General features: G+C 51.7%; 16 protein-coding genes. 4 read left to right on the top strand and 12 right to left on the bottom strand.

What is annotated here, in order from left to right; all coding sequences use genetic code 11:
- The first annotated feature begins 22 nt into the window (after positions 1-22).
- Complete coding sequence (locus BCOA_RS32085; RefSeq protein WP_014098094.1) at positions 23-1432, top strand: LysM peptidoglycan-binding domain-containing protein; 1410 nt, start codon at positions 23-25, stop codon at positions 1430-1432.
- Positions 1433-1582: 150 nt separating this feature from the next.
- On the opposite strand, the gene BCOA_RS32080 is transcribed toward BCOA_RS32085, so the two are convergent.
- From BCOA_RS32080 to BCOA_RS32070, 3 genes are all read right to left on the bottom strand, one after another.
- On the bottom strand, positions 1583-1924 hold the full coding sequence (locus tag BCOA_RS32080; protein ID WP_014098093.1) for a YolD-like family protein: 342 nt from the start codon (positions 1922-1924) through the stop codon (positions 1583-1585).
- A complete protein-coding gene (locus BCOA_RS32075; RefSeq protein ID WP_014098092.1) occupies positions 1921-3156 on the bottom strand; it encodes a DNA polymerase IV in 1236 nt (411 codons plus the stop codon). Before BCOA_RS32075 ends, BCOA_RS32080 begins: the two co-directional genes overlap by 4 nt.
- A gap of 151 nt (positions 3157-3307) precedes the next feature.
- Positions 3308-4105: an SDR family NAD(P)-dependent oxidoreductase gene (locus BCOA_RS32070; RefSeq protein WP_014098091.1), complete on the bottom strand. Its 798-nt coding sequence runs from the start codon at positions 4103-4105 to the stop codon at positions 3308-3310.
- A 500-nt stretch (positions 4106-4605) separates the two neighbouring features.
- On the opposite strand from BCOA_RS32070, the gene proC reads away from it, so the two are divergent.
- The gene (gene proC / locus BCOA_RS32065; protein WP_014098090.1) at positions 4606-5433 is read left to right on the top strand and encodes a pyrroline-5-carboxylate reductase; all 828 of its coding nucleotides are present in this window, start codon (positions 4606-4608) and stop codon (positions 5431-5433) included.
- Positions 5434-5474: 41 nt separating this feature from the next.
- Here proC and rnz read toward each other — a convergent pair whose 3' ends face one another.
- Positions 5475-6392: a ribonuclease Z gene (rnz, locus tag BCOA_RS32060; protein WP_014098089.1), complete on the bottom strand. Its 918-nt coding sequence runs from the start codon at positions 6390-6392 to the stop codon at positions 5475-5477.
- Between the two features lie 269 nt (positions 6393-6661).
- On the opposite strand from rnz, the gene zwf reads away from it, so the two are divergent.
- Positions 6662-8161 (top strand): glucose-6-phosphate dehydrogenase, encoded by a 1500-nt coding sequence (gene zwf, locus BCOA_RS32055; protein ID WP_014098088.1) that lies wholly within the window; start codon positions 6662-6664, stop codon positions 8159-8161.
- 70 nt (positions 8162-8231) lie between these two features.
- On the opposite strand, the gene BCOA_RS32050 is transcribed toward zwf, so the two are convergent.
- From BCOA_RS32050 to BCOA_RS32040, 3 genes are read right to left on the bottom strand one after another with little or no spacing between them, the layout of a single operon-like run.
- Positions 8232-9446: a DNA polymerase IV gene (locus tag BCOA_RS32050; RefSeq protein ID WP_014098087.1), complete on the bottom strand. Its 1215-nt coding sequence runs from the start codon at positions 9444-9446 to the stop codon at positions 8232-8234.
- Positions 9447-9465: 19 nt separating this feature from the next.
- Positions 9466-9993, bottom strand: coding sequence for a chemotaxis protein CheW (locus BCOA_RS32045; protein ID WP_080564931.1), 528 nt, complete (start codon positions 9991-9993; stop codon positions 9466-9468).
- Positions 9994-9999: 6 nt separating this feature from the next.
- Complete coding sequence (locus BCOA_RS32040; protein WP_014098085.1) at positions 10000-11121, bottom strand: M20/M25/M40 family metallo-hydrolase; 1122 nt, start codon at positions 11119-11121, stop codon at positions 10000-10002.
- Positions 11122-11279: 158 nt separating this feature from the next.
- Here BCOA_RS32040 and BCOA_RS35725 point away from each other — a divergent pair, with 158 nt between their 5' ends.
- Positions 11280-11336, top strand: a complete 57-nt coding sequence (locus tag BCOA_RS35725; RefSeq protein ID WP_372510082.1) for a hypothetical protein — start codon at positions 11280-11282, stop codon at positions 11334-11336.
- 30 nt (positions 11337-11366) lie between these two features.
- Here the strand turns inward: BCOA_RS35725 and BCOA_RS32035 are convergent, their stop codons facing one another.
- The 5 genes from BCOA_RS32035 to BCOA_RS32015 form a co-directional block, all read right to left on the bottom strand.
- Positions 11367-11870 carry a L,D-transpeptidase gene (locus BCOA_RS32035; RefSeq protein ID WP_014098084.1) on the bottom strand — a complete coding sequence of 168 codons (504 nt, stop codon included), beginning with the start codon at positions 11868-11870 and terminating at the stop codon, positions 11367-11369.
- Between the two features lie 163 nt (positions 11871-12033).
- Positions 12034-12471 (bottom strand): BrxA/BrxB family bacilliredoxin, encoded by a 438-nt coding sequence (locus BCOA_RS32030; RefSeq protein WP_014098083.1) that lies wholly within the window; start codon positions 12469-12471, stop codon positions 12034-12036.
- 265 nt (positions 12472-12736) lie between these two features.
- The gene (gene pfkB / locus BCOA_RS32025; RefSeq protein ID WP_014098082.1) at positions 12737-13648 is read right to left on the bottom strand and encodes a 1-phosphofructokinase; all 912 of its coding nucleotides are present in this window, start codon (positions 13646-13648) and stop codon (positions 12737-12739) included.
- 213 nt (positions 13649-13861) lie between these two features.
- On the bottom strand, positions 13862-15139 hold the full coding sequence (locus BCOA_RS32020; protein WP_014098081.1) for a dihydrolipoamide acetyltransferase family protein: 1278 nt from the start codon (positions 15137-15139) through the stop codon (positions 13862-13864).
- 24 nt (positions 15140-15163) lie between these two features.
- Positions 15164-16147, bottom strand: a complete 984-nt coding sequence (locus tag BCOA_RS32015; protein WP_014098080.1) for an alpha-ketoacid dehydrogenase subunit beta — start codon at positions 16145-16147, stop codon at positions 15164-15166.
- Positions 16148-16158 lie beyond the last annotated feature (11 nt).

The following is a 16158-nucleotide window of genomic DNA, read 5'->3' as shown; positions in this document are numbered from 1 at the left end:
ATCAAAACAGGGAGTGTCCATGATGGAAATCTATACCGTACAGCAAGGCGATACCCTTTGGCGGATTGCAAACCGCCTCGATGCCGATCTTGCCCAGCTCTTTTTGGCAAACGGGCTGACTGCATCATCCCCGCTCGTCCCCGGCCAGGCGCTTGCCGTTCCTGACCGGTTCTTTCAGTACATCGTCCAGGAAGGGGACCAGCTCGGCACAATCGCCGCACGCCTCGGCGTTTTGGCACAAGCGCTTATAAACGCCAACCAGCTCCGCAATCCCGCCTCGCTTTTTCCGGGGCAGGTGCTTTTTATCCCCTACCGGAACCATACGGTAAAACAGGGCGAAACTTTGTATGGCATTGCCCGTACTTACGGGGCGGACATGGGGGCCATTATGCAGGCGAACCGGCTTCCCGGCACTGCTCTTTCCGCCGGCCAGGTGCTGCGTATACCCGCACCCCGCCGCCCTGTGAAAGAAGTCAATGCCTATACAACCGGGTTCGGCGCTGCGGGCACCGCTGAAGTTTACCAGCTCGGGCCGTATTTTACGTACTTGTCCCCTTTCCGTCATACATTCCGCGAAGATGGCAGCCTGACGCCGCTCAACGACCGCTCCGTCCTTCAGGCAGCGGAAGCAAACGGTGTCCTTCCGCTTTTAATCCTGGCCAATTTCACCTCGGAAGGATTCAGCTCCGATCTGGCTGCCCGGCTGCTTCGCAATGAAGCATTGCAGGAAACTTTGATCAGCAATCTTCTCGCCACGATACGGCAAAAAGGGTACCGGGGCGTCAATTTTGATTTTGAATATGTGTATCCGGAAGACCGCGACCGTTATACGGCGTTTCTCAGGCGCGTCGCCCGCCGGTTCCGCCCGGAAGGCCTGCTCGTCTCGACTGCGCTTGCGCCGAAAATTTCCGGCACGCAGCCGGGCCTGCTTTACGAAGCCCACGATTACGGCGCACACGGGGCCATCGTTGATTTTGTCATTTTGATGACGTATGAATGGGGATGGGCCGGCGGCAGGCCGCGGGCCATCGCCCCGATTCCTGAAGTGAGGCGTGTCCTTGATTATGCCGTTACCGTCATTCCGCGGAATAAGATTATGATGGGGGCGCCGCTTTACGGACGTGACTGGAGAATCCCGTGGCGCGCAGGCACAACGGCGCGCACGATCAGCCCGCATGAAGCCCTTTCCTTGGCGGCACGGTACGGGGCTGACATCCGCTACCACCCGACCGACCAGGCGCCTTATTTCCGTTACACTGATGCATCAGGCCAGCAGCATGAAGTCTGGTTTGAAGATGCGCGCAGCATGCGGGCAAAAATCAATTTGCTAAACGAATACGGGCTGCGCGGAATCAGCTACTGGGTGCTCGGCAACCCGTTTCCCGAAAACTGGGTCGTGCAGCAGGCACTCATTCAGGCAAGAAAACGGTAATCCGCAACAAAGCGTACGGATGCCCTAAGATTGATTTCATGAATGCTGCTTCTTGCTGCAACAGGATGCGTCCAAACCGCCAGTGCTGCATTTTTCTGCATCGCCCGTACGAAAATCCATCCGGCAGGCTTTTTCAGGCTTGCCGGTTTTTCATGCCCGTTCCACTTCTGTCACCGCGGAAAGTTTGATCGATATCCGCTCCCCTGTCTCCCCTGCCAGCTCCAGCTTTTTTTCGAGCGGCCGGAATTTTGTAATGGTACCGGTGGCGGTAAGAAAATTTCCCGCTTCAAAGAAACGGACCGTAACCGGCACGCGCAGCCGGCAGGCAGATATGAGCATACGGTTCATCTCTTCAAGCTGCTGCTCATCGAGTTCGGGTTTTGTCTGTTTCTCCTGTTCTTTCTGCCATTTTAAAAGTGCCTGCTTATGCTCGGGCAAAAACATGCGTGACCCTTCCCAAAGTTTGTTACCGCGCTGCAAATGGCCGCTCATTTATAATGCCCTCCTATCTTTTTGGCACGTTCAAGCGCCTGGCCGGCATCAAGCAGCGACACGGCGCGGATGACGGCGCCGGAACCGTATTTCTGCTTGATGCGGTCGACCGCATACCCAATCTTTCTTTCCCCTTCCCTGTTTTCAAACAGATCAAGCTGCCGGATATCATCCCGCGACAGGCGCGACAGCCCGACGCTGATACGGCGGACCGGATTTCCGTCCCAAAACGAAAGAAACAGCCGGCACGCCGCCCGGTAAACGTCCATTGTCCCGTTTGTCGGCGCCAGAAGCGTCATCTGGCGGTGAAAGCCGGACGGATGGGCATAATCCGCCCCCTGGCAGCCGACCGAAACACAAGCGCCCATGACGCCTGAAGTACGCGCCCGGAAACAGACTTCCTCGCAAAGTTCAAGAAGGGCAACTTTGATTTCATGCTCAAAATCGGCGTAGTCGCGCGGCAGCGTCATCGCATGCCCGATCGCTTTCTGTCCGACGTGCGATTCTTTCGAGACGGGCGACTCATCAATGCCGTTTGCCGTCTCCCACAGTACCTGGCCGCCAATCCCCCACCGTTTTTTTAAAACAGAAAGTGGAAAGCAGGCAAGCGCACCGATTGTATAAATGCCGAGCCGCTTCAGATGCTGCTCCATCCGGCTGCCGACACCGAACATCCTGCCAACCGGCAAAGGCCATAAATGCGTTTTGAGATGATGGTGATCCAGTTCAAAAATGCCGGTTTTGTTTTTCTTCGCAAAATGGTCGCACGCCATTTTGGCCAGCACTTTGTTCGGCCCGATCCCGCAGCGGGCATACACGCCGGTTTCTTCCATGATGTCCCGCTGGATTTGCGCGGCGATCTCGCGCGGCTCTCCGAACAGTCGCCTGCTGCCCGTTACATCCATGAACTGCTCGTCAACGGAATACGGTTCAACCATATCCGTATAGCGGGCAAGAATCGAAGAAATCTGCACCGATACATCGAGATAGCGCTGCATGCGCGGCCGAACAATAACGGCATCCGGGCAGAGCTGCTGCGCTTCCCACAGGCGGAGCGCATTCTTCACGCCGCGCTTTTTCGCGAGCGGGCAGGCAGCGAGCACCACCCCGGACCGGCGCGCCGGATCCCCCGATACGATCACGGGTTTATCCCTGTACGCCGGATGATCGGCTTTTTCCACACTTGCATAAAAAGACTGCATATCGACGAGAAAAATCACACGCTGGCTCATCTTTCAACCCCTCTTACCTTAGAAACTAAGCAAACAACACGAACTATAGTTCTTATTCTATTCCTCATTATAAACGAATATACGTTCTTTCGCCAATTGTTTTTTTAGGCAGAGGGGTTATATTTTTCCAAAACGCGCATCACACCGGCTGCTATTTTTTAAAGAAAGCCTGCCGTCCGAGCCTTTCCACAAGCCCGGGGAAAAGCGCATGGATGGTAGCGGATGCATTCATCCATTTTGGCGCATTGATTTCACGCCGATTTACAAGCATCGTATCCGTTATTTTTTCTGCAAGTTTTTCGGGATCCAGCATCCATTTTTCAATATTTTTCCGGTAGGTGCCGGACCGGTCGGCGATGTCGAAAAAACCGGTTGCAACCGGGCCGGGATGAACGGCTGTCACATAGACGCCAAAGCGCGCCATTTCCATGCGGAGGCTGTCCGTAAAGCCGCGCACTGCAAACTTGCTGGCCGCATAGACGCTTGATTTTGGGGTCGCCATTTTGGCCGCCTGGGAAGCGATATTGATAATATGGCCGGCACGGTTTTTTTGCATATGCGGGACGACCGCTTTGGTGCAGGCAATGAGCCCGATGACATTGACATCAAACATCCCCCTGACATCCTCCATGCGGATATCCTGCACTTCATCAAAAACGCCGAAACCGGCATTGTTCACGAGCACATCAATCTGGCCACAGCGGTTGTAAATCGATTCAAAAACAGCAGGAATTTTGCCGTGCTCCGCTACATCGCAGCGAACGGTCAGACACGAAACCTGGTAAGCTGCTTCGATCTCCGCCTTGATTTTTTCAAGCTTGCCGAGGCTTCTGGCGAGCAGAACAAGGTTAGCCTCGTTTTTGGCGGCGGCAAAGGCGATTTTTTCCCCGAGGCCGCCGGAAGCGCCGGTAATCACGATCGTTTTCTTCCGGATCCGTTTATTTGCCATGTTTCCATCTTCTCCCTCTATCTTGAAAATTTTCATTCCTCCACTGGTGCCATTTGCCGCGGCATGGATGCCTATTCTGAAAAATGGTGCCGGCCGATTTTCATGCTTCCTCCCGTGCCGCGTTCATTGCGGCAGCACGCCTGGTACCATTTTAAAATGGCCGGGCACGGATTTTTTATCTGAAAATTCACGGAATCGCTCTTGACAACTCCCCGATTTTTCTTCATAATAAGTAATACCATTTTGATAAGCGACCGGCTGTGACCAGGACCAGTAAGCCGGGCATGATGCAAGAGAGCGGGGTTCTCAGGCTGGAAAACTCCGCCATCCGCTGCCCGGCCGAACCTGCCTGTGAGCTGTTTGGCAAAACCAAACCGGATGAAAACCGTTAACCAAATGAGGTGTAGGATCGAATTCCTGCAATAAAGGTGGTACCGCGGAACATGCCCTTTCGTCCTTTACGGATGAAGGGGTTTTTTACTTTGAAGGGAGGCATTTGCATGAAAATATCATTTATTGGCGCCGGGTCCATGGCTGAAGCGATGATCATTGGCATGCTTGAAAAAAGAATCGTAAAAGCCTGGGACATCCGCGCCCATAACCGCACGAACAAGAAAAGGCTCCGCACATTGGAACAGAAATACGGCATCCGGGCTGCAGACGGCCTCGACCAGCTTTTCGAAGGCCCGGACGCGGTCATCTTAGCCGTAAAACCGAAAGATGCCCCAGATGTGCTCGAATCGGTCCGTCCGCTCATATCTCCGGACACCCTGCTCGTTTCGGTAGCGGCCGGCATCACCATTCCGTTTATCGAAAACAAGATTGGCCGGCATATTCCCGTTGCGCGCGCAATGCCGAACACATCGGCGAAAGTCGGGCTGTCGGCAACCGGCATTGCCTTTAACGCCGCTGCGACAAAACAGCACCGGCACCGGGCGTTTGCCATATTTTCGGCTGTCGGCATGACTACGGCCGTAAAAGAAGAACAGCTCGATGCTGTAACAGGGCTTTCGGGAAGCGGACCGGCGTATATTTATTATATCGCCGAAGCGCTCCAGCAGTCAGCTGCAGAAATCGGGCTCGACGCACAAACGGCAAAACAATTTATCCTCCAGACGATCATCGGCGCAGCAGAAATGCTGAAAACTTCAGCAGAACCGCCGGAAGCGCTCCGGAAAGCCGTCACAAGCCCGAACGGCACCACAGAAGCCGCGATCCGCGTCCTTGACCAACGCGAGGTCAAACAAGCTTTCATTGACTGTGTAAAAGCAGCTGCAAAGCGGGCAAATGAATTATCGAACGCAGGAAAAGAACCCGCAAGAGAATAACCGGCAATAAAAAAAGCGGCAGGCAAGCCGCTTTTTTTGCTTTACAAAACAGGCACTTCCATCAAATCATGGACAAGCAGACTGTCCGGGAATAAAGCTTGCGCTTCCTGCTCAAGCGCCGGCCAGTCTTCTTTTCCGTACCTGGCACTAATATGGGTGAGAAGCAGCCGTTTTGCCCCCGCCTGCTTTGCCGTTTGCGCCGCGTCCGCCGTTGTCGAATGAAAATAATCATGCGCCATTTGCCCGCTCTCCTTGTTAAACGTTGCTTCGTGAACGAGAAGATCGGCATTGGCTGCGAGCCGGATTTCCGCCTCATTCGGCCTTGTATCGCCAAGGATGGCAATGATCTTCCCCTTTTTCGCCGGGCCGAGATAATCTTTTCCGCTGATCACGCGGCCGTCTTCCAATGTTACCGTCCGGCCTTCTTTCAGCAGCCGGTAAACCGGGCCCGGGCGGATCCCTTCTTTTTTCAATCGATCCGCATCCAGCGCGCCCGGTTTGTCTTTTTCGGTAATCCGGTAGCCGAAGCTTTCGATCCCATGATCAAGCCGCAGCGCACAAACCGTAAAGCGGTCGTCTTCAAATACCGTCCCCTCTTCAATTTCGATGATCTCCAAAGGATATTTCAGACGGGTTTCGCTCACTTTCAGGGAAACTTCCACAAACGCTTTTATGCCTTTCGGGCCGTAAACGGTAAGCGGGCCATCCCCGCCCTGGAACGACCGGCTCCCAAGAAAGCCGGGAAGCCCGAAAATATGGTCGCCGTGCAAGTGGGTGATAAAAATTTTTTCAACTTTGCGCGGTTTGATCGCAGTGTGCAAAATCTGGTGCTGTGTCGCTTCCCCACAGTCAAAAAGCCAGATGGCATTTCGTTCTTCCAGCAATTTGAGCGCAATGGACGTGACGTTTCTTGCTTTGGCAGGTACGCCCGCGCCAGTTCCCAAAAATAAAATTTCCAAATGATGTTCCCCCCTTTCCTGCCGGATCCCGGCCGCACATATAGAACTATCTTATCATAATTTTACGGAAAGGAAACTATTGCATATCATTTGCGTATTTGCCCGTGAAAGTCTAGAATATAGTGACAATGAAATGGGGCCGGAAAACGGAAAAAAATGATTTTTCCCTGCTTTTGAAATGAAATGGCTGCAACAAGGCAAACTATAACCGTATCATGAGACAGGCCGGCCTTAAATCGTGATTTTTTGAACAAAGAGAGGTAAGAAAGATGCAGACAACTGAGACACCGAAATCGTTATTTATGCTTTTTGGCGCAACAGGTGATCTGGCGAAGCGTAAGCTGTTTCCTTCCCTGTACAATTTGTACCGGAAAGGCAGGCTGTCAGAGCATTTCGCTGTGATCGGCACGGCAAGAAGGGAATGGACGGACGAAATCTTCCGTGCGCATATAAAAGATTCCGTTCTGAGCGCGAGAGAACATGCTGAACAGCTTGAAGCGTTTGCCGCTCATTTTTACTATCAGCCGCATGATGTGACAGACAGCAACTCGTACATACAGTTGAAGCAATTGGCGGATGAACTGGATGAAAAGTACCAGCTGGAAGGCAACCGGATCTTCTATTTGGCGATGGCCCCGGAATATTTCGGGACGATTTCGGACCATCTGAAAAGTGACGGGCTTACCGCTACAAACGGGTTTAAACGGCTTGTCATCGAAAAACCTTTCGGGCATAGCCTCGAATCAGCGAAACAGCTGAACAGCCAGATCCGGAAATCTTTTTCAGAAGACCAGATTTACCGAATCGACCATTATTTAGGTAAAGCGATGGTACAAAATATCGAGGTCATCCGGTTTGCCAACGCCCTGTTCGAGCCGCTTTGGAACAATCGTTATATTTCCAACATCCAGATTACATCAAGCGAGATGCTTGGCGTGGAAGAACGGGCGCGGTATTACGAAGCGAGCGGGGCGCTCAGGGATATGGTGCAAAACCATATGCTGCAAATGGTGGCGCTCCTTGCAATGGAACCGCCGATCAGCCTGACAACAAACGAAATCCGGAGCGAAAAAGTGCGGGTGCTGCGTGCCTTGCGCACCATTGAAGGAAAAGATGTGCCGGCATACTTCGTGCGCGGCCAGTACGGTCCGGGCGAAATTGGCGGCAAAAAAGTCCAGGGTTACCGGGAAGAGCTGAATGTAGCGCCGGATTCCAGGACCGAAACGTTTGTCGCCGGGAAACTGATGATTGATAATTTCAGATGGGCGGGCGTGCCGTTTTACATCCGCACCGGCAAACGGATGGCGGCGAAATCGACGAAAATTGTCGTGCAGTTTAAAGATATCCCGATGAATTTGTACTACAATACAAATCATGAACTGAACCCGAATCTGCTTGTCATCCATATCCAGCCGGAAGAAGGGATTTCGCTTCATCTGAACGCCAAAAAACCGGGCCAGCATATGGAAACCACCCCTGTGCAGCTCAGCTTTGCAAGCAGCAGCAAAAACGGTATCAATACGCCCGAAGCCTATGAAAAATTGATTCATGACTGCCTGATGGGCGACGCAACCAACTTTACCCATTGGGATGAAGTCGCCTTATCGTGGAGCTTTGTCGATAATATTTCAAAAGTGTGGGAAAACAAGCCGATTTCATTCCCAAATTACAAATCCGGTTCGATGGGGCCGAAAGCAGCCGATGAACTGCTGGAAAAAGACGGCTTCTTCTGGTGGCCGGTGGAAGATCTGGAAGTTGGGAACTGCTGAACCTGTTAAAAAAGGAACACGCCATCTTTGCGCGTGTTCCTTTTTTATGGGACGTGCCGGAAGCCGGTAATTAACCGCGGGGATCCGGCGGCCGCTTTCCCGCTTCTCTCCCGGTTTGGATAATCTGCTCCCCAAATTTCTTGCGGAGCCGGCTGATTGCCTCATACAGCGGCTCTTTTTTGGCTGCTTCTTCATATGAAAACAGACTCAGCTGTTCTGCTTCCGCCTTCCGGTCCGTTAAACCGGAGGCGGTAATGCCCAAAAGGCGTACGGGCTGCCCGTTCCAGTTCCGGATAAAAAGCGTGCGGGCGGCTTGAAACAACGCATCGCCGCTTTCAACCGGCCCTCCGCTTTTTTTGCTCCTCGTCACCGTTTTCCGGTCCGCGTAACGGATCATGATGCCCACATTGGTTGCCGCAACCTCTTTTTTTCTCATCCGCTCCGCCGTTTCATCCGCAAGCTTTTTCAAGACGGCATCGATTTGGTGTTCATCCCCCGTATCCTTAGATAGCGTCACCATCCGTCCAACGCTTTTGGTGACGTTTACGGATTCGGGATCAACAGGACGCGGGTCTCTTCCATTCGCCCTTTCTTTCAAACGGATGCCACGGATGCCGAGAAGCTGCTTTAAAAGAAAATCATCCGCATGCGCCAGATCGCCGATCGTAAAAAGACCACAGCCGTTAAGCTTTTCCGCCGTTTTGCCGCCTACACCGTGCATCTCGATCAACGGCCGCGGCCATAATAAACGGGGAATATCCCGCTTTCTTAAAATGGTGATGCCCATCGGCTTTTTCATATCCGACGCTGTTTTCGCCAAAAATTTATTCGGGGCGATCCCGATGCTTGACGGCAAATCGAGTTCCGCAAGAATTTGCTGCTGGATCGATTCGGCAATGGCAGGCGGCGTCCCCAGTTCCTCGAGGCCGGTAATGTCCACATAACCTTCATCGATCGAAACCGGTTCGACCAAAGGCGAATACGCGCGGAGAATTGAAAACATTTCGGCGGATGCTTTTTTATACAGATCAAAACGGGGTGGCACGATTAAAAGATCCGGGCAGCGTTTTTTTGCTTCCCACACCGGCATGGTCGTTTTTACACCGAATTTTCTCGCTTCATAACTGCACGTCACAATGATGCCTTTTCGTTCTTTCGGATTCCCGGCAACGGCCAGCGGCTTCCCTTTAAGCGCAGGGTTTTCCGCCATTTCAACCGAAGCGAAAAAACTGTTCATATCGACATGCAAAATGACACGGCCGTTTTTCGGATAAAATGCTTTCATCTTTACCCACTCCGGTACTTCACAAATTTCCGGCCGCTTCTTTCATATAAGCGGCAATGTCTGCAATCCCTTCAAGCGACGCCGTAAACAAATCGGCATCCACAATGGTAATCAGCCTGTCCTTCAAACTGGCAACAGCCGTAAAATAATTTGTCCGCCCGTAGCCGGCAAGGCCGATCTGTTTTTTCTCTTCTTCCTGTATTTCCACGATGTCGTTTGCCTCTTTGACGAGCAGGCCGACCGGAATGGCTTCTGTCCGGACGACGATAATGCGGGCGTCCTCTATGGAAGAAAGCGGTGTCTGGTAAAAACAATGTTCGACGTCAATAACCGGGATCAGTTCATCCCTCACCTTCATGATGCCCCGTACAAATGCAGGCAGTTTTGGGACGGGATTGGCTGCTTGCGCCTTTTCAACAGAAATGACCGATCCAATATGAATGCCGTACTCCTCTTCCCTCGTTTTAAAAATGATATATTTATTGAGCGCTTCCAACTGATCGCTTCCTTTCTTAAAAAGGAAGCGGTTATCCCGCTTCCGCCTCAAATCCTGTTACTCCCCGCCGGCCACTTCCGCAATGGCAACCGCCATCTCAGCCAGTTTGACCAGTTCTTTAACCGGAATTCTTTCTTTTGTCGTATGGATTTCTTCATACCCTGTGCCGAGATTGACCGTCGGGATGTTAAATCCTGCAATGACGTTGGCGTCGCTTCCGCCCCCGCTTTGCTCCAGCTTGCTCTCGCAGCCGATTTTTGCTGCTGCTTTTTTGGCCACTTCCACCACTTGGTCGCCGTCTGAGAATTTAAATCCCGGGTACACGACGTTCACTTCGACTTCCGCTTTTCCGCCCATTTCCAGTGCCGTCTGTTCAAAAGCGGTTTTCATTTTGGCAACCTGTGTTTCCATTTTTTCCGGAACGAGTGAACGGGCTTCCGCCAGAATATCGACGCGGTCGCAAACGATATTGGTTGCCTGACCGCCTTCAAAGCGCCCGATATTCGCGGTCGTTTCACTGTCAATGCGGCCGAGCGGCATTTTTGCGATCGCTTTTGCGGCAATGGTGATCGCGGAGACCCCTTTTTCCGGCGCCACACCGGCATGGGCGGTTTTGCCTAAAATGGTTGCTTTGATTTTGGCCTGCGTCGGGGCAGCCGTCACAATCGTGCCAACCGGGCCGTCGCTGTCAAGGGCAAAGCCGTATTTTGCTTTTAACAGCGACGAATCGAGCGCGCGCGAACCGACCAGACCGGACTCTTCGCCGACAGTAATGACAAACTGGATATCCCCGTGGCGGATCTGGTCTTCTTTCAATACCCGGATCATTTCCAACATCGCGGAGAGCCCGGCTTTGTCGTCAGATCCGAGGATTGTCGTGCCGTCTGATTGGATCCAGCCGTCTTTGATGGACGGTTTGATGCCTTTCCCCGGAACGACGGTATCCATATGGGAAGTAAAATAAATCGGCGTCGCTTCAGGAACATTGCCTTTCAATGTGCAGATCAGATTGCCAAAGCCGTGCCCCGTTTTTGCTTTTGTATCATCCTCATATACTTCAAGGCCAAGGCCTTCAAATTTTTGTTTTAAGACCTTGCCAATTTCTTCTTCATGTCCGGTTTCCGAATCCACCTGAACCAGTTCAAAAAATTCTTTTACTAACCGTTCTTCATTCACCATGGAAAAACCTCCAATATGTATATGTACTTTAATAGTATAACGCGAATGATTTTACTTGTACAACCGGCGGCTTCAGGCTAGAATAAAAATGATTACCGTCCGTTTAAGAGGTGAAGTCTGCTTTGTCGAAAAAAACGCAGAAAATTGTCGTGTACTTAATGCTCATTGCCATGCTGGCAGGAACAGTTCTTTCCGGCCTTTCAATGCTGTTTTAAAAAAGGAACGGGAAAGTCCGCGTTCCTTTTTTAAATGGCGCCTTTTGCTTTTGCCAGTTCGGTCATCGGCCGGGTTGACCGAGTGATGTAAATTTTTGTTCCGACCGGCACTTCATCGTACAGCTTTTCGAGTGCCGCTTTCGGCAGGCGGATGCAGCCGTTTGAAATATACCGGCCGATTGAAGCAGGATTGTTTGTGCCGTGCAGGCCGTAAATCCGGCCGTCCGTGCCGCGCGCATCAAAACCGATCCAGCGCGAGCCGAGCGGATTGCGCGGGTCACCGCCAGGAATATTCTTTTTCCGGTAATACGGATTTTTCGCCTTGACTTTGATCGTAAAAAACCCTTCCGGCGTCAGGTCATTTGTTTTCCCGGTCGCAACCGGTGTTTCGAGCCGGACTTTCCCGCCGCGGATCCAAGCAAGCCGGTTTGTTGTTTTATTGACAATAATGAGCGGGTCCCCCGGGGCAACATGCCCATCCGCCGGCCATACCGATAACCCGAAAACAAGCATCCATGCCACCCATATATGCATAAGCCATTCACCTGCTGGTTGTATTTTTCTTTAGTATGCATCCCGCATGCCGGTTCATACATGCGGAAGATGCGCTTACGCAGAAGGCACACTTTGCACCCGGGTCACGCCCCTGTAAAAAAAGCCTGCCCCTTTCCAAAACGGAGGGGACAGGCTTTATGCATTACAGTTCTTCACAATATTCTTCAAACAATGCTTGCAGCTCGGCCACGACAGCCGCCGGGTCATGCCCTTCGATCTGGTGCCGTTCAATCATTTTCACAATCTTGCCGTCTTTTAAAAGAGCGAAAGACGGGGAGGACGGCGGATAACCGGTAAAATAGCTGCGTGCCCTCGCCGTTGCTTCTTTATCCTGGCCGGCAAAGACGGTTACAAGCTGGTCCGGACGCTTATCATAATGGATGGCGTGCGCCGCAGCCGGCCGTGCAATGCCCCCTGCGCAGCCGCACACAGAGTTGACCAGGACAAGCGTCGTCCCTTTTTTGGAAAACGCTTCGTCTACTTCTTCCGGCGTCCTCAGTTCCCGGTAGCCGGCTTCTACTGCCTCTTCACGGGACATGCGCACGACATCATTCATATAAAGATTAAAATTGACAGACATGCCACTCATCCTTTCATTCTGCTTTAAAGCTAATCATAGCAGGTTTTCACGCTGCTTTTCAAATATTCTGTTTGCAGCCGTCCCTTTTCTTTTATTTTACGCGTAAAAACGAAAAAATAGCCGGAAAGCGTTTATTTTTCCAAAAACGGGGTAAAATGACAGTACATCTAGATCCATACCCCTAAACTCCCTAGATGCTTTGGATGGCGCCTTATGCGCTGTCCCTTTTTTATGCAAAAAAACCGGGGCATCCCGGTTTTTCGTTTTATAAAGATTGGACATGGACCTGTTCGAGAAGCGATGTTGCTTCTTGCTTTGTGCACAGTTCCATGGAAAATGCCGTTGCAGAACCGCAGGCAACCCCGAGTGCAAACGATTCTTTGTACGATTTTCCTTTTGCCATCCCGCTTACAAACCCGGCCATGACCGAATCGCCGGCACCGGCAGAATTTTTTACCTTCCCTTTCGGCGCTTGCGCAAAATAAGATACTTCCTTATTCAAAAAGAGCGCACCCTTTTCTGCCATCGAAACGATCACATTTTCAACGCCCATATCAAGCAGGCGGCTGCCATATTGTTTCGCTTCTTCAGGCGTTTCGACTTTCACGCCGAAAATTTCGCCGATTTCATGATGGTTCGGCTTGATTAAGAACGGGCCCGTTTTGATGACATGGCCGAGCGATTCGCCGGAAACATCTGCGATCACGCGGATTTGTTTTTCACGGCATTTTTGAATGAGGCTGGCATAAATGGATGGCGGGAGCGAACTTGGGATGCTGCCGGAAAACAAAATGACATCGTCTTTCCCTAGGCTGTCAATTTTGGCAAGCAGCCGGTCCAGCTCAGCTTCCGAAATGGAAGGCCCCGTTCCGTTGATTTCCGTCTCTACACCGGATTTTAATTTTATATTGATCCGCGTGTCGCCTGAAACTTGGACAAAATCCGTTAAAATGCCTTCTGCTTTAAGAAAATTTTCAATGTAGCTGCCGGTGAAACCGCCGAGAAAGCCGAGTGCCGTAGAATCAACGCCCAGCCTTTTCATGACGCGCGAGACGTTGATGCCTTTTCCGCCCGGAAATTTGGTGTCCATCACGGAACGGTTCAATCCGCCAAGTTCAAAATGTTCCACCTGGACGATGTAGTCAACAGACGGATTCAGTGTTACCGTATAAATCATTTTTTACACAACCTTTGCTTTGGAGATCATTTTTAGTATTCCCCTTTTTGATGGCAATCGTTCCCCGCCTGCGCGATTGCAAGCGGTGTATCCGGTCGTTATTTTACCTTCAAAAACAGTAAAAATCAATTAAAATCGTTCAAAAACAATCAGTTTTGATAAATCGCCACATTTTCCAAAATAGAAAAGCCCGCTTCATCAGCGGGCTTTTCATTAATAGAGCGGTGCCGTTTCCGGTGTCACCGTCTCTAAAATCTCTTTGACGCGCTTCAAGAAGCGGCCGGAGACAAGTCCGTCCAAAATGCGGTGGTCAATCGACAGACAAAGGTTCACGATATCGCGCGCCGCAAACATTCCCTCTTCCATGATGACAGGGCGTTTGACAATCGACTCGACCTGGAGAATGGCAGCCTGCGGATAGTTGATAATCCCCATCGACTGCACCGAACCAAATGACCCGGTATTATTGACGGTAAAGGTGCCACCCTCCATGTCTTCCGGGGCGAGTTTCCCGGCGCGGGCTTTTTGCGCCAGGACAGCAATTTCACGGGCAATGCCTTTGATCGATTTTTCATCGGCATGCTTTATGACCGGCACGTACAGCTTGTCTTCGGCGGCAACCGCGATCGAGATGTTGACATCATGTTTCTGGATAATGGCATCCCCGGCCCACGTTGAATTGAGCGCAGGAAACTCTTTCAATGCCCGGGCGACCGCTTTGACAAAAAAGGCAAAGTATGTGAGGTTAAAGCCTTCACGCCGCTTAAACTCTTCTTTTACGGCATCCCGGTAGCGGACAAGGTTCGTAACGTCCGCTTCGACCATCATCCACGCATGCGGAATTTCCTGTTTGCTGCGTGCCATATTGTTCGCGATCGCTTTACGCACGCCGGTAACCGGAATCACCGTATCTTCTTTTCCAGCTTCCCGTACAGGCAAAGGCCGGGAAGCAGGCGGCGTTTCACGGGCAGGTGCCGGTTTTGCCGGTTCCGGTTTTGAAGGTGCCGGTTTTGAAGGAGTCGGTTCCGCCTCATTCCCCCTGCTTTCAATGATTTTTAACAGGTCTTTGCGCGTGATCCGGCCTTCCCTTCCCGTTCCTTTCACCTGGTTCAAGTCAATGCCGTATTCCTGGGACAGTTTTAAAACGGCCGGGGAATAGCGGACTTTTTTCCCTTTTTCCGCTTCCGGCTGTGGCGCTGCAGCATCCGAACCCGGACCCGGTTCTGCTTCAGGCTGGACATTTGTTTCGGCTGCGGTTTTGACCGTGCAAATGACTTCCCCGACAGCAACGGTTTCGTCTTCCGAAGCGATCAGTTCCACGATTTCCCCTTCAAACGAAGAAGGCACTTCGGCATTGACTTTGTCTGTTAATACTTCACAAAGCGGATCGTATTTATGGACATGATCACCCGGGGATACAAGCCACTTGCTGATGGTTCCTTCCGTCACACTTTCTCCGAGCTGCGGCATCGTAATATTTTCTATCGCCAATTGGCACCCTCCTATCCTGCAATTCTAAAATTCGGCCAGTTCCCGCATTGCTTTTTCGACTTTTTCGGGATTGACCATAAAATATTTTTCCATCGTCGGCGCATACGGCATTGCCGGAACATCCGGACCGGCCAGACGCATGATCGGGGCGTCCAGGTCAAACAGGCAGTTTTCCGCAATGATCGCGGCAACTTCGCCGATAATGCTTCCTTCTTTATTGTCTTCCGTGATAAGCAGCACTTTCCCGGTTTTTGCAGCTGCCTCGATGATTGCCTCTTTGTCGAGCGGATAAACGGTGCGCAAATCGAGAATATGTGCTTCGATCCCGTCCTCTCTAAGCTTTTCCGCAGCCTGGAGGGCAAAATGGACGCAAAGCCCGTACGTGATCACCGTAATATCCGTTCCTTCCCTTTTTACTTCGGCCTTGCCGATCGGGAGCACATAATCTTCATCCGGCACTTCACCCTTAATCAGGCGGTACGCGCGCTTATGTTCGAAAAAGAGAACCGGATCATCGTCCCGGATTGCGGCTTTCAGCAACCCTTTTACATCATAAGGCGTGGACGGCATGACAATTTTCAGCCCCGGCTGGTTTGCAAACACCGATTCAAGCGACTGGGAGTGATACAGTGCCCCGTGGACACCACCTCCGTACGGTGCACGCACGACAAGCGGGCATTGCCAGTCATTATTGGTGCGGTAGCGGATTTTCGCCGCTTCCGAAATAATCTGATTGACAGCCGGCAGAATAAAATCGGCAAACTGGATCTCGGCAACCGGCCGCATCCCGTACATCGCAGCCCCTACGCCGACCCCGGCAATCGCCGATTCAGCGAGCGGCGTATCGATCACTCTTTCGGCGCCGAACTGCTCGTATAATCCGGCCGTCGCCTTAAATACCCCGCCTTTTTTTCCAACATCTTCGCCGAGCACAAATACTTTTTCGTCCCGTTCCATTTCTTCCCGCAATGCTTTTGTAATTGCGTCAATATATGAAATGACAGCCATCGTTCTCCTCC

The sequence above is a fragment of the Heyndrickxia coagulans 36D1 genome (assembly GCF_000169195.2).
Classification (GTDB): Bacteria; Bacillota; Bacilli; order Bacillales; family Bacillaceae_C; genus Weizmannia; species Weizmannia faecalis.
The sequence above is the reverse complement of the archived record's forward strand: the minus strand, read 5'-3'. Positions and strand labels throughout refer to the sequence as shown.